At 58.1% G+C, this 13,256-nt stretch carries 10 protein-coding genes and 1 pseudogene; 5 read left to right on the top strand and 6 right to left on the bottom strand.

Annotation, left to right across the window (positions count from 1 at the left end; translation table 11 throughout):
* Positions 1 to 9: 9 nt before the first annotated feature.
* Entirely contained in the window at positions 10 to 1,080 is a 1,071-nt protein-coding gene (locus tag ACSMDR_RS17465) for an AI-2E family transporter (protein WP_436469060.1), read from the top strand.
* Between the two features lie 239 nt (positions 1,081 to 1,319).
* Positions 1,320 to 2,135 (top strand): MipA/OmpV family protein, encoded by an 816-nt coding sequence (locus ACSMDR_RS17460; protein WP_436469059.1) that lies wholly within the window; start codon positions 1,320 to 1,322, stop codon positions 2,133 to 2,135.
* Positions 2,136 to 2,216: 81 nt separating this feature from the next.
* Here ACSMDR_RS17460 and ACSMDR_RS17455 read toward each other — a convergent pair whose 3' ends face one another.
* Positions 2,217 to 3,017, bottom strand: coding sequence for an alpha/beta fold hydrolase (locus ACSMDR_RS17455; protein ID WP_436469058.1), 801 nt, complete (start codon positions 3,015 to 3,017; stop codon positions 2,217 to 2,219).
* A 104-nt stretch (positions 3,018 to 3,121) separates the two neighbouring features.
* Here ACSMDR_RS17455 and ppk2 point away from each other — a divergent pair.
* A pseudogene (gene ppk2 / locus ACSMDR_RS17450) lies at positions 3,122 to 3,913 on the top strand (polyphosphate kinase 2); the annotation flags it as partial.
* Positions 3,914 to 4,327: 414 nt separating this feature from the next.
* Here the strand turns inward: ppk2 and ACSMDR_RS17445 are convergent.
* The 5 genes from ACSMDR_RS17445 to yejK all read right to left on the bottom strand — a co-directional run bounded on the left by ACSMDR_RS17445 (position 4,328) and on the right by yejK (position 10,893).
* Positions 4,328 to 5,464 carry an ABC transporter ATP-binding protein gene (locus ACSMDR_RS17445; RefSeq protein ID WP_436469057.1) on the bottom strand — a complete coding sequence of 379 codons (1,137 nt, stop codon included), beginning with the start codon at positions 5,462 to 5,464 and terminating at the stop codon, positions 4,328 to 4,330.
* Positions 5,465 to 5,651: 187 nt separating this feature from the next.
* Entirely contained in the window at positions 5,652 to 6,542 is an 891-nt protein-coding gene (gene malG, locus ACSMDR_RS17440; protein ID WP_005903630.1) for a maltose ABC transporter permease MalG, read from the bottom strand.
* Between the two features lie 10 nt (positions 6,543 to 6,552).
* The gene (malF, locus tag ACSMDR_RS17435; protein ID WP_436469056.1) at positions 6,553 to 8,202 is read right to left on the bottom strand and encodes a maltose ABC transporter permease MalF; all 1,650 of its coding nucleotides are present in this window, start codon (positions 8,200 to 8,202) and stop codon (positions 6,553 to 6,555) included.
* Between the two features lie 66 nt (positions 8,203 to 8,268).
* On the bottom strand, positions 8,269 to 9,450 hold the full coding sequence (gene malE / locus ACSMDR_RS17430; protein ID WP_436469055.1) for a maltose/maltodextrin ABC transporter substrate-binding protein MalE: 1,182 nt from the start codon (positions 9,448 to 9,450) through the stop codon (positions 8,269 to 8,271).
* A 396-nt stretch (positions 9,451 to 9,846) separates the two neighbouring features.
* Positions 9,847 to 10,893: a nucleoid-associated protein YejK gene (gene yejK / locus ACSMDR_RS17425; protein WP_436469054.1), complete on the bottom strand. Its 1,047-nt coding sequence runs from the start codon at positions 10,891 to 10,893 to the stop codon at positions 9,847 to 9,849.
* Between the two features lie 73 nt (positions 10,894 to 10,966).
* Between yejK and ACSMDR_RS17420 the strand changes: the two genes are divergently transcribed.
* Positions 10,967 to 11,194 (top strand): YejL family protein, encoded by a 228-nt coding sequence (locus ACSMDR_RS17420; RefSeq protein ID WP_005901622.1) that lies wholly within the window; start codon positions 10,967 to 10,969, stop codon positions 11,192 to 11,194.
* Between the two features lie 43 nt (positions 11,195 to 11,237).
* Complete coding sequence (locus tag ACSMDR_RS17415) at positions 11,238 to 13,088, top strand: DUF3413 domain-containing protein (RefSeq protein ID WP_005901620.1); 1,851 nt, start codon at positions 11,238 to 11,240, stop codon at positions 13,086 to 13,088.
* Positions 13,089 to 13,256 lie beyond the last annotated feature (168 nt).

Genomic DNA, 13,256 nt, shown 5'->3' with positions numbered 1-13,256 from the left:
GAATACTCCATGTTTGAAGTCCTGAGACGCTGGTATCAGACTCGATTCTCCGATCCCAATGCCGTTACCCTGTTCCTGTTGCTGCTGTTTTGTTTCGCCATACTCTGGCTGTTTGGCGACATTCTGGCGCCGCTGCTGGTGGCCCTGGTGATGGCCTATCTGCTGGAGTGGCCGGTGAGTCGCCTGCAACGGTTCGGGCTGGGACGTACCCCCGCCACCGGCCTGGTATTGCTCCTGGTTCTCACCCTGACAGTGCTGGCGCTGCTCGGCCTGATCCCGACCCTGGTCAGTCAGGGGATCAATCTGGCCAAGGAGTCACCCGCCATGCTGGGTCACACCCAGGACTATGTGCGCACCCTGCCCGAAAAATACCCCGAGCTCATCGATGTCAGCCTGGTGGAGACGCTGATCGACAACATACGCCAACGGATCCTGAGCGGTGGCGAGACCCTGGTCAGCGCCTCGCTAAGCTCTCTGGTCAACGTGGTCGCCCTGCTCATCTATCTGATACTGGTGCCCTTGATGGTGTTCTTCATGCTCAAGGACAAGGGAGTGCTGCTGGCGGGCATACGCCGCTTCCTGCCCCGGAACCGCACCTTGGTCAACCGGGTCTGGATTGAGATGAACGATCAGATCATCAACTACATCCGTGGCAAGGTCATCGAGATCCTCATCGTCGGCATCGCCACCTATATCCCCTTCGCCCTGATGGGGCTGCGTTACTCGGTCCTGCTGGCGGTAGCGGTCGGTTTCTCCGTGCTTATCCCCTACATAGGAGCCGCGGCGGTGACGGTGCCTGTGACCATGGTTGCCCTGTTCCAATGGGGGCTGGAGCCTCAATTTGTCTGGCTGATGGTCGCCTATCTGGTGATCCAGGCCCTCGATGGCAATCTGCTGGTGCCGCTGCTCTTCTCCGAAGCCGTCAATCTGCACCCTGTGGTGATCATCATCGCCGTGCTGGTATTTGGTGGCCTGTGGGGCTTTTGGGGGGTCTTCTTCGCCATCCCGCTGGCGACCCTGGTCAAGGCGGTGCTCAATGCCTGGCCCAAGCGGGATGATAACTCCCAGACCATTGCTTGATTGAGAGGGGCCCAGGCCCCTCTTTTTCCCCGGCATCTAGGTGACTTGCCACAAACCGCTGACGCCTCCTTTCAAGCCTCTCGTCATTACAGATCCCCTTGAATACATGCTGAATAAAATAAGCGTTAGCCTGGCTATCGACTTGAATTTACGAAAAAAACAGGCTTCACTGGCAATATTCGTCATGGCACCTGCGCCACCATGAACTCACTCGGCCGCTGACCACAAGGAATCTCTTCATGCCCTCTGCCCACCCCCTGCGCCCAGGTCCCCTTGGCATCGCCGGCTTGCTGGCCCTGCTGCTGACCGGCCCCGCCCGGGCCGACATCGATCTTGGCGCTCTGAGTGCGTTCTCCAGCGACAGTCCAACCAGTCCCATTCCCCAAGGGTTGGTGCTGGGCGGCGCCTTCATCGGTGGCCAGGCTCGCTATCAGCATCAGGATGACACCATGCTGCCCATTCCTGGTGGCCTCTATTTTGGTGAGAACCTGATGTATCTGGGGGACAGGGCCCGTTATTACCTCTCCCGGGATGGCAATCTGTCGACCTATGCGTTCGGGCGACTGCGCTTTGGCAACCTGGATCCCGATGATGATCGCTTCTTCGATGGCATGAACAAACGCAAGGGCGAGTTTGAAGCCGGATTCGGCGCCGATCTCGTGACCCCCTATGCCTTGTTGACCCTGCGGGCCACCAGCGACGTCACTGGTACCAGCAAGGGACAGGAGATCATGGCATGGGCCAACTTCCCCATCATACGGGGACCGCTGCTGATCATGCCGGGAGCCGGCTTGATGCTGCGCAGCCACAACTTGGCCAACTACTACTTCGGTGGCGTATCGGACGATGAGGTGGCACCGGGTCGTCCGCAGTGGAACACGGGCACGACTATCTCCCCCATGGCCTCCATCATCGGCAGTTACCGTTTCAGCCCCAACTGGATTGGCGGATTCGGCGTCAACTACGAGCTCTACGATAACGGCATCGCCGACAGCCCTCTGGTACAACATGATGGCGAACTCTATGCCGGTGTCGGGCTGGGCTATATCTGGTGATCCTGGTGAGCTGCCCTGCACAGCACACAGGAAAGAGGCCCGCATGATGCGGGCCTCTTGTCATTTCGAGGCGCTGCGGATTTACAACTGCGCGAGGAACGCCGCCAGGGCCTGATTGACGAAGGCGGGATTTTCCAGAGACGAGATATGGCCCGCGGCCGGGATCTCCTTGAAGGGGCAGCCCAGTACCTCGGCCATCAGATAGCCTTCCAGTACGGGGCGCGCCTTGTCTTCACAGCCGGTCATCACCAGCGCAGGGACAGCAATCTCTTCCAGCCAGTCGATGCGATCCTCCCGGGTCACGAAGCTGCGACCCACCGCCACCATGGCGGCAATCTTCTCGGCGGGCCAGGTGGCGAGTCGCCCCTTGAAGTCGGCCATCAGCGCCGCATCCGGCTGATTGGCAAAAAACAGCGGCGCTACCTGCTCGACGATGGGAGCGGGTATGCTGCCAAGCTGCCCTATCATGCCCAGCATGCCGAGGTAACGCTCGCAGGTGATCTGTGGCTCCAGGCCGACGAAGCTGTCCATCAGCACCAGTCCCTTGAGACGGTTCGGCGCCATATTGGCCAGCTCCACCCCCCACATGCCGCCGATGGAGAGGCCCACCAGCACGCATTCGTCGATACCTAGGGCATCGAGCAGGGCGAGGTGATCCCGGGCCAGGGTCGCCAGGGTGCAAAGGTCGTCCGGCAATCGGTCGGAATCACCGTGACCCCACAGCTCGGGTACGATGCAGCGGTACTGGCCCTTGAGCGCCTCGACTTGCGGCGCCCACATGGCGCTGTCCCACAGATAGCTGTGACCGAACAGCAGAACCGGGCCCTGCCCCTCGTCCAGATAGGCCATTTGGCGGCCCGCTATCTCCATAAATTGCTTCATGTTTTCTCCTGTTGCCAACTGACGGGGCGGCAGTGTAACACGTCCTCCTTGGCAGTTGAGCTTCCCTGGTGCAAGCTGAAAAGACTCAAAAGAGGGAGAGAGACATGAGCAAGGACACCAAGCTGGGCAAGAAGCAATATGAGAAGGCATTAGTCAATCTGCAGGCAGAACTGGTCAGGCTGCAGGAGTGGGTCAAACAGGAAGGGCTCAAGGTCGTAGTGCTGTTTGAGGGGCGGGATGCCGCCGGCAAAGGTGGCGTCATCAAGGCCATTACAGCCCGACTCAATCCACGGGTGGTAAGGGTCTCCGCCCTCCCGGCGCCCTCCAACCGCGAACGGACCCAATGGTACTTCCAGCGTTACGCTTCCCACCTGCCCGCCGCTGGGGAAATGGTGCTGTTCGATCGATCCTGGTACAACAGGGCTGGGGTCGAGCGGGTAATGGGGTTTTGCGATGATGACGAATACCGTGAATTCCTGCGCGCCTGCCCCGAGTTCGAGCGCATGCTGACCCGCGCTGGCATCACTGTCATCAAATACTGGTTCTCGGTATCGGATGAAGAGCAGGAGAAGCGCTTTCTCGACAGGATCAACACCCCGATCAAACGCTGGAAATTCAGCCCCATGGATCTTGAATCACGCTCGCGCTGGGTCGAATATTCCCGCGCCAAGGATGACATGTTCGTCTACACCGACACCGAGGATTGCCCCTGGTTCGTGGTCGAGGCGGATGACAAGCGCAGTGCCCGCATCAACTGCATCTCCCACCTGCTGGCCCAGATCCCCTACAAGGCCATCAAGTACGACAAGATAACCCTGCCACCGATAGACACCCAGGGTTACGAGCGCCCCGCCCTCGCCACACAGACCTTTGTGCCCGATGTGGCCCATCGGCTGCGCAAGGGCAAAGATCTCAAGGAGTCCAAAGCGGACAAGAAAGCAGCCCCGAAAGAAGCCAGATCAGTGGCCGCAGAGCCACAGACAAGCACGGCGCCAGCCAAGAAAAGGGCAACGTCAGCGGCCAGCAGCGCCCCGGTGAAGAAAGCGACATCTGCAAAGTCTGCAACCAAGAGCCCCCCTGCCCCCGATGCGACACCTGCCGAACTGCCGGCTGAGGCCGCCTTGGCGGTGACTTCCTCTGTCAAGGCGGCTCCGACCGAGAAGCGCCAGGGCAAAGGCAAGGCCCCCGGCACCAAGCAGTAGCGCCCCTTCCCCTAGATTCCCCTGCCAATAAAAAGCCGGTCTCACGACCGGCAAAAGGCATTGAATGAACAATCAGGCCAGACAGCCCCTGGCCCCTCGGGCCGACTGTCAGCCGCGAATATATTTGGCAGTACGCGGGAAAGCCTGCTCCTTGGTATCAAACAGATAGCAGGCCTCGGCCGGGATGCCGACGCTGTAGGATTGGCCGCTACTCACGTCTATGTCCGCATTGGCCTTGACGGTAAAGTCGTGCCCTTCCACATCCATATAGACGAAGGACTCGGCGCCCAGGTGTTCGGCAACTTGCACCAGTCCCGTCACCTTGCTGTGAGCATGGGGGTGATCCAGGGTCACCAGATGCTCGGGACGCACGCCCAGTTCGACCTTGTCGCCCACGGCAGCACGGCGGGCATCGACGCGAGCGCGCACCATATCCCCCGACACCAGCTTGACCAGGCACTCCTGCTCGCCAATCTCGGCCAGCTCGCCGCTGAGGAAGTTCATCTTGGGTGAGCCGATAAAGCCTGCCACGAACTTGTTGTCCGGGTTGTGGTAGAGATCCAGCGGCGTACCAAACTGCTCAAGATTGCTGGTTGCCTCCCCCTTGAGCGGGCTCAGCACCACGATGCGATTGGCGAGGGTCATGGCCTCAATCTGGTCATGGGTCACGTAGATGATGGTGGAGTTGAGTTCTTTGTGCAGCTTGGCTATCTCGATGCGCATCTTGACCCGCAGCGCGGCATCCAGGTTGGAGAGCGGCTCATCGAACAGGAACACCTGCGGCTGCTGGACGATGGAGCGACCGATAGCTACGCGCTGGCGCTGACCGCCGGAGAGCGCCTTGGGTTTGCGCTCAAGCAGGGGCTCCAGGCCGAGGATTTCGGCGGCACGCATCACTCGTTTGTGAATATCGTCCTTGCCCATCTTCTTGATCTTGAGGCCAAAGGCCATGTTCTCGTAGATGTTCATGTGCGGGTAGAGTGCGTAGGACTGGAACACCATGCCGATGTTGCGCTCCACTGGCGGCACGTCGTTCATGTAGCGGCCACCTATGGTCAGCTCGCCGCTGGTGATGTCCTCGAGCCCCGCGATCATCCGCAGCAGGGTCGACTTGCCGCAGCCAGAGGGACCGACGAAGACGATGAACTCTCCTTCCTTGATAGAGAGATTGATGTTGCGCAGCGTGTCCTTGTGGATCGCCGGATCGTAATTTTTGCGAACGTTGTTGAGTACTACTTCAGCCATGACGAGCTCCGCTCTTAAATCTGTGCAAATCGTGATAGCGGGGGCGCCTTGCACCCCGGCCAGAAAGCCAAACCCTGCACACCGCTGGCGATGATGTCAGTCACCGGCGGCGAGACCACCAGCCACCGAGCCAGCTAGTGGCAGGGCACAGGGGAGTCTGCACTCCCCTATATATCAACGAGCAACCTTACCCCTTGACGCCACCGGCGGTGAGGCCACCCACCAGCCAGCGCTGAGCCAGCAGGAACACCAGGGTGATGGGCAAACCGGACAGCACGGCGGCCGCGGCGAAGTCACCCCAGAGGTAGTTCTGTGGATAGAGATATTGCTGGGCCCCGACCGCCAGGGTCAGGTTGTCCACGTCCTGCAACAGGATGGAGGCCATGGGCACCTCGGTGATGGCACCGATGAAGGAGAGAATGAACACCACCGCCAATATGGGGACCGACAGGGGCAGCAGGATCAACCGGAACGCCTGCCAAGGGGTGGCGCCGTCGATGGCCGCAGCCTCCTCCAAGGAGGAGTCGATGGTTTCGAAATAGCCCTTGATGGTCCACACATGCAGCGCTATGCCACCCATGTAGGCCAGGATCAGGCCACCGTGGGTATTGAGGCCAAGCCAGGGAATGTACTCCCCTATCTTGTTAAACAGCGCATAGATGGCCACCAGTGCCAGCACGGCCGGGAACATCTGGAAGATCAGCATGCCCTTCAAGATGGTCTGCTTGCCACGAAAACGCAGGCGGGCAAAGGCATAGGCGCAGGTGGTCGACAGCGTCACTATCATCAGCGCCGTGATGCCGGCCACCTTGATGGAGTTCCACAGCCAGGTCAGCACCGGGAAGGGCGGTGGTGTCACGCTGCCATCGGCATTGGTGATGGTCATGCCCAGCGCCAGCTTCCAGTGATCCAGGGTCGGATTGGAGGGGATGATCTCCCCCACCGAGAAGTTGCCGTTTCGAAACGAGATGGCGATGACCATGATCAGCGGGAAGATGATCACCGCCAGGAAGCCCCACATCACCAGGTGGGTTGCCCACACCCGGTATTTGACAGACTTGGGTTGTACGATAGCCATATAGCTCCCCTTACAGTTGGTCAGCTTTGGAAAGCTTGAGGTTGAGCAGTGCCAATGCCCCGACAATCAGGAAGATGGCGGTAGCGATGGCGCTGGCAAGACCATAGTCCTGGCCACCCGAGCCCTGGAACGCGATCCGGTAGGTGTAGCTCACCAACAAGTCCGTGGTCCCGGCCGGGGTACTGGCCCCTATGATGTCCGGTGCGCCATTGGTCAACAACTGGATTAACACGAAGTTATTGAAGTTGAAGGCAAATGAGGCGATGAGCAGCGGCGTGAGCGGCTTCATCAACAGCGGCACCGTTATCTTGAAGAAGTTCTGCACCGGGCCGGCCCCGTCCATGGCGGAGGCCTCATAGAGATCGTCCGGAATCGCCTTGAGCAGCCCCATGCACAAGATCATCATGTAGGGGTAGCCGAGCCAGGTATTGACGATAAGGATCATCGCCTTGGCCAGGAAGGGATTGGTGTACCAGTCCGGCTTGATGCCGAATGCCGCTTCCAGGAACAGGTTGATCTCACCGAAGTTCTGGTTGAACAACCCCTTGAATACCAGGATGGAGATAAAGGCCGGAATGGCGTAGGGCAGGATCAACATGACCCGATAAAAACCTCGCCCCTTGAGCTGTTCCCACTGCACCAGGCAGGCGACGACCATGCCGATGGCCAGGGTCAACACCACCGAGCAGGTGGAGAACACGACGGTCCAGATGAAGATCTGGAAGAAGGGGCCCTGAATACCCGGGTCGGTCAGGATACGGGTGAAGTTCTTCCAACCAACCGCGACCACGAAGCCGGGTGCCACGCTCTTGCCAACAAACTGCCCCTGCTCGTCGATGTATTGATAAAAGCCCGTATCCTTGTTGGGCATCATCAGCTCGCCGCTCTGGTTATCACGCAGCAGATTGCTCTCCTTGAGCACCACCCCGGATTTCAGCACGGCGCCATCGGACAGCTGGGTATAGAGCGGCTTTTGCGCGGCAAACTTGCGCAGGCTGCTCATGGTGAGCTGGATACCGCCTTCGGGCAGCACCAGGTCCAGCTCGGAGAGGTGGGTCTTGTGGGCGATGATCTCGCGAATAGGCGCCGCCGGCAGGTCAGGCTCCCCTTCGAAGGGCACCAGGGTCACCTGTTGCTCGGCATCGAGCAATGTGCCTTGACCCACGGCCAGGTTACGCGCCTTGTTGTCCATCAGCGCCAGCTGCGGGCTGACAAAATGGTGGCCATCCTGGGTGAGCAGCAGCTGATACTGGTTGTTCTCGCCCTTGAGCAGCGTGAAATCAAACTCGCCACCGGCGACCTTGTAACTCTTCTTGAGATGGTAATTACGCGCCTGCTCGACCGAGAGCAGGTTCGCGCCTGAATAGTTGGTAAACGCTATCCCTATGGTGTAGGCCAGCGGGAAGATGATGAAGACCACCATGCCAGCGACACCCGGAAAGATGTAGCGGTGTGCATAGGTCTTTTTGTTCATGAAGACGTAGAGGCCAACGGAGACCACCAGCAGATCGAGCAGGGCAAACACCCACTCGCCACTGGCATACATCATCACGGCCGCATAGCCGTTGAGAACGGCAATCAGCGCCGCCATGGTCCACTTAAGCCAGGTGTGCTTGTCATTGGGACCGGCATAGGATTCGAGAGAAGGTACAACTTCCATGCCAATTAACCTTATTGCGCCAAGGAGAGAAGAGGTGGGAGGCCCGAAGACCTCCCTGGTACATGCTTACTGAACGATACGCTTGGCAGCGGTATCCAGGGCTTCATCAACGCCCTGACGACCGGAAGTCACGTTCTTGAGGGCAGTTTCAAAGGAAGACCAGAAACGGCTCATCTCGGGCACGGACGGCATAGGCTCACCATTTTGGGCGTTCATCATGGTGGCTTTGATGTTGGCATCAGACTCCAGGGTCTTCTGGAAAGACTTGAGTGCCACGGCGCCAAGGGGCTTGTCAGCATTCACTGAGGCCAGACCCTTGTCGGTCAGCAGGTAGTTCTCCAGGAACTCGACGGCCAGGTCCTTGTTCGGGCTGGCGGCGTTGATGGTGGCCCCCAGTACGCCAACAAACGCCTTGGCCGGCTTGCCGTTCAGGGTTGGCAGCGGCGCGACGCCGTACTTGATGCCGCTCTTGTCCAGGTTGCTCCAGGCCCAGGGACCATTGATCATCATGGCCACTTCACCCTTGTTGAATTTCGCATCCATGACGCCATAGTCGATGCCCTTCTCCAGGTGACCGGACTTGATCATGTCGGCGATGTAGCCCACGCCCGCCTTGGCACCCGCGTTGTTGACGCCAGTGTCTTTCACGTCATAACCGGTGGCGGTCTTCTTGAAGGCGTAGCCACCGTTGGCAGCCACCAGCGGATAGCTGAAATAGGGGGTGTCATAGGCCCACATGATGGCGCGCTTGCCATCCTTCTTGAGGGTCTCGTCGATCTTGGCGATCTCTTCGAAGGTCTTGGGCGGCTCTGGCAGCAGGTCTTTGTTATAGATCAGGCTCACGGCTTCGACAGCAACCGGATAGCCGTAGGTCTTGCCATCAACGGACATGGCATCCCAGGCGAACTGTTCGAACTTGGCTTTCTCATCGGCATTCGGGGTCACGGGCACCAGCAGGCCGGACTTGACCCACTCGCCGTAGCGGTCATGGGCCCACAAGAAGATGTCCGGACCGTTGCCGGTCGCTGCTGCTTGCTGGAATTTCACCTCGACCTGATCCGGGTGAGCCACTGTCACCTTGATGCCGGTTTCGGCTTCAAATTTCTTACCCACTTCGGCCAGACCGTTATATCCCTTGTCACCGTTGATCCAGATAGTCAGCTGACCCTCGTCAATGGCGGCGGTGGCAGAGCAAGCCACACCCAGGGTAGCCAAACCAATCAGAGAGGAGAGTAATGTCTTTTTCATGAGCCTTTCCTTGTTGTTGTTCCGCGCTGCAAGAGCATTGTGTGCGAGATGAATATTATCCCAAGCCTCAGCTACCTCACATGACGCAACTCGCATTTTTGAAATGCAATTACGTATTTCCTTCCGGGAAGTTCTGAAAACATTTTCTTGTTTCAGGGGGTTATCGCATTTTATGGCCATTATTTCTGACCAATGGAGAAATTAAGTTACCTTAATGAAACATAATTACATAAATGAAAGGGTTTTCACCTACCTGAAAACCCTTTCATCGTTGCTTCATTGTTTAATTTGCTAACTAAAGCACTTGGTCAGTTTCTTGCTTCCCCCGCCCGCCAAATAAAAAGGCACCGCAGCGAACGGCGGTGCCTTTTTACCAAAAATCCGGGCTGGATCACATTATGACGACCGGGTCAGCTGATCCTTCAAATTGGGCGGCACGCCGCGGATAGTCAGGGTGTCGGTTTGGGGATCATAGAAGACCCGGCTGCCCAGCAGCTTCTGTTCAAAACTCAGGGTCAGACCGCCACCGGAGCCGACGAACTTGGTCAGCCCCCGCAGGGTGGATCTGTCAGGCGGGAAGCGATCCTCCAACTCATATTCCTTGCCAATAAAGCTATAGAAATCGAGGTCGTTATCGCCGGGTAATTCCGCCGAGAGTTCACGGATCTCGATCTCTTCACCGGCACTGGCCTGTTCGGTGCAATATTTGAAGACCTGCTTCTTGTAATCGTTGCGCTCTTGCGGCTCAAGCTGCTGAGTGGCGCAATAATCCTCTACCGCCTGCAATAACCCTTTATTTTGCAGCTTGGCATCCATGCCTTCACGGGCACCTAATAAGTCGAGGAAGAAATCCCCCAACTTGCGGCCAACCCGCCCCTTGCTGAAGGTGATATACCGATGCGACTCGGGCTGAGTCTTCCATTCGGTCAGATCGATACGCGCCACCAGATTGAGTTTGCCGATATCCAGATACTGGATATGGCTGAGCTCGAGGGCTTCACTCACCGTCACGCTCTCCTTGCCCTCCAGCAGGGCGACCAGCAGATAGTCGACCCCCACATAGTTGTATTTGGCAAACAGCAGTACCCCTTGTTCATCCAGAGCATGGTCGACCAGGGTCTTGACCAGGTGCTGGGTCATGGAGACCGAGAAGGGGACGAAGTCGCTCTGTCCGGCGAGCAGCTGTTCGAGGGCGATGCGAAACAGCGGAGAGGCCGGTTTGGGGGCATCATCCCCCTCGGCCGCCTCTGCCCCCTCCTCGCCCTCGGCAAAGTAACCAAATCCTTTGCCGCCTTTGCCGTTATAGATGCGATGCAGCTCCGCCATCAACCCCTGAACGGCCTCGTCGGGGGTCAGGGTCTGGCTGCGGGTATCGGCCTGGGGCTGACCGCCGCTGCCACTGCGCAGGGAGTGAAGAATGATCTTGTCGATATCGAGACTCATGTCACAAAGCCATAGTGTTAGCCGAAAGGGTGGAGTATTATAAGTCGCTTTGAACTGAGATGAACTGAAGATTATGCCCATCGTATCAAAGTACAATAACGAGCAGTTTGACGCCCTGATGAACGACCTGATCACCGCCCTGGAAAAACACAAGGCGCCGGTGGATCTCAGTCTGATGGTGCTTGGCAACCTGACCACCAATATCATCAATGGTATGGCCCCGGCCCAGCGCCAGGCAATCACCGAAAAATACATCCAGGCGCTCACTGCCTCGGTGGATCATCGTCGCGATGCTCACTGAGTTTCTCCGCATTCTTTGATGTTTTTCAAGTAGATGGATCACTATGGTCGAAACCGGCAACCCCTATCGTGATAACGTTTCCCGCCTGATCACCTGGGGGCATTGGTTCTCCTTCTTCAATATCATTCTGGCCATGCTGATCGCCACCCGTTATCTGGGTGCCATCAGCTGGCCATCGACCACCCTCGGGATCGTCTATCTCATCATCAGCTGGATAGGCCACTTCTCCTTCCTGAGTTTCGTCACCTATCTGTTGACCATATTCCCCTTAAGCTTCGTGCTTCCCAAAGAGAAGCCGCTGCGCTTCGTCTCGGCCATAGTGGCTACCCTGGCGCTGGTGCTCTTGCTCATTGACACTCAGGTGTTCCGGCTGTTCAAGTTCCACCTCAACGGCCAGGTGTGGCAACTGCTACTGGAACAGGCCCAGACCGAAGAGGGCTCTATCTGGAGCATCATCTTCGTGGCGGTGCCCACCATCTTCCTGCTGCAACTGCTGCTGTCAGCCTATGTGTGGCGCAAGATCAACAAGCGCAAGCGTCGTCAATACGGCAACCACGTGGGGCTGGCTCTGCTCGGCTGCTTCATTCTGACCCATGTGGTCAACAGCTGGGCCGATGCGACCTTGTATCAACCCATCACCATGCAAAAAGCCAACTTCCCCCTCTCCTACCCCATGACAGCCAAGAGCTTCCTGGCCAAGCATGGTTGGCTGGATCTGGATCAGTACGAGAAAGAGGCCCAGTCCCAGGGCATAGATGGCGAGAGCCGGCTGCGCTATCCGCTGCGTCCGCTCAGCGTCAACGCGCCCAGTCGTCACCAGAATCTGCTGATCGTGGTGGTGGATTCATTGCGCTATGACATGCTCAACAACATCAACATGCCAACGCTGCAACGCTATGCGGATCAGCACCTCAATTTCCGCCATCACTTGAGCGGTGGCAACGACGACGCTATGGGCATGTTCAGCCTGTTTTATGGCCTGCCCGGTCACTACTACAACGACATTCTCCTCGACAAGACACCGCCGGTTCTGCTGGATGAGATGCTGCGCCAGGACTATGAATTCGGCCTGTTTGGCGCCCTTGATGATGCTGAAAAGTATCGCCGGAGCATACTCGCCGGCCTGCGCAAGCAAGTGTTTGTCTCGCGCCAGCAGGATGATGGCAAGCTGATTGCAGACTGGCAACAGTGGCTGGGCCAGCGTCCGACCGACCGCCCCTGGTTCTCGTTTGTCTATCTATCCAGCCCGGGTGCCTATCAGCTGCCCGCCGAGATCAAGGGCCCCTTCCAGCCCGAACTGACCAAGTTCAACCCGGCCACCGCCTATCGCGCCGAGAACCGTCAGAAGCTGGAAAATCGTTACAAAAATGCGGTCTTCTATACCGATCAACTGCTAGAGCAGATGCTGGATGAGTTGCAGCAAAAAGGGCTCAGCGATGACACCATAGTGGTGATCACCGCCAACCATGGTCAGGAGTTCAACGATACGGATCGCAACAGCTGGGGCTCGGGAAGCAACTATTCCCGCTATCAGGTACAGGTTCCGCTGGTGCTGGCCTGGCCGGGCAAATCGGCTGCCGAGATAAACACCGGCACCAGCCACATGGATCTGGTACCAACCCTGATGCCCAGCATGCTGGGGGTCGCCAATGGTAGCCGGGACTACAGCAGTGGCCGCAACCTGTTCGATCCTGGCCAGCGCAATTGGCTGCTGGCGGGCGATCAGCAGAACTTTGCCATCTATCAGGACAAGACCATTACCCAGTTCAACCGGCAGGGGGATTTCGAACTCCGTGACTGGGACAGCTACCGCCACATCAAGCATGCCACCCCGGACATGGGCGCCATGATCCAGGTGATGAACGAGCTGAACCGCTTCTACCGCGCCCCCTGAGAACCCGCCTCATCGACAGTGCCCGCCTCATGGCGGGCACTGTCGTCTTTGAGCGGAATCGAGCCAGGCCCCGCAAGTCCCCCTCTCATCTCCCCGGCATGCCTCACACGTCATCGCGATGACCATCTGACCTCCTCAGCCAGCACTATCAATCGCCATTGAATTACT

This window comes from Aeromonas molluscorum (assembly GCF_051376105.1).
Taxonomy (GTDB): domain Bacteria; phylum Pseudomonadota; class Gammaproteobacteria; order Enterobacterales; family Aeromonadaceae; genus Aeromonas; species Aeromonas molluscorum.
The sequence above is the reverse complement of the archived record's forward strand: the minus strand, read 5'-3'. Positions and strand labels throughout refer to the sequence as shown.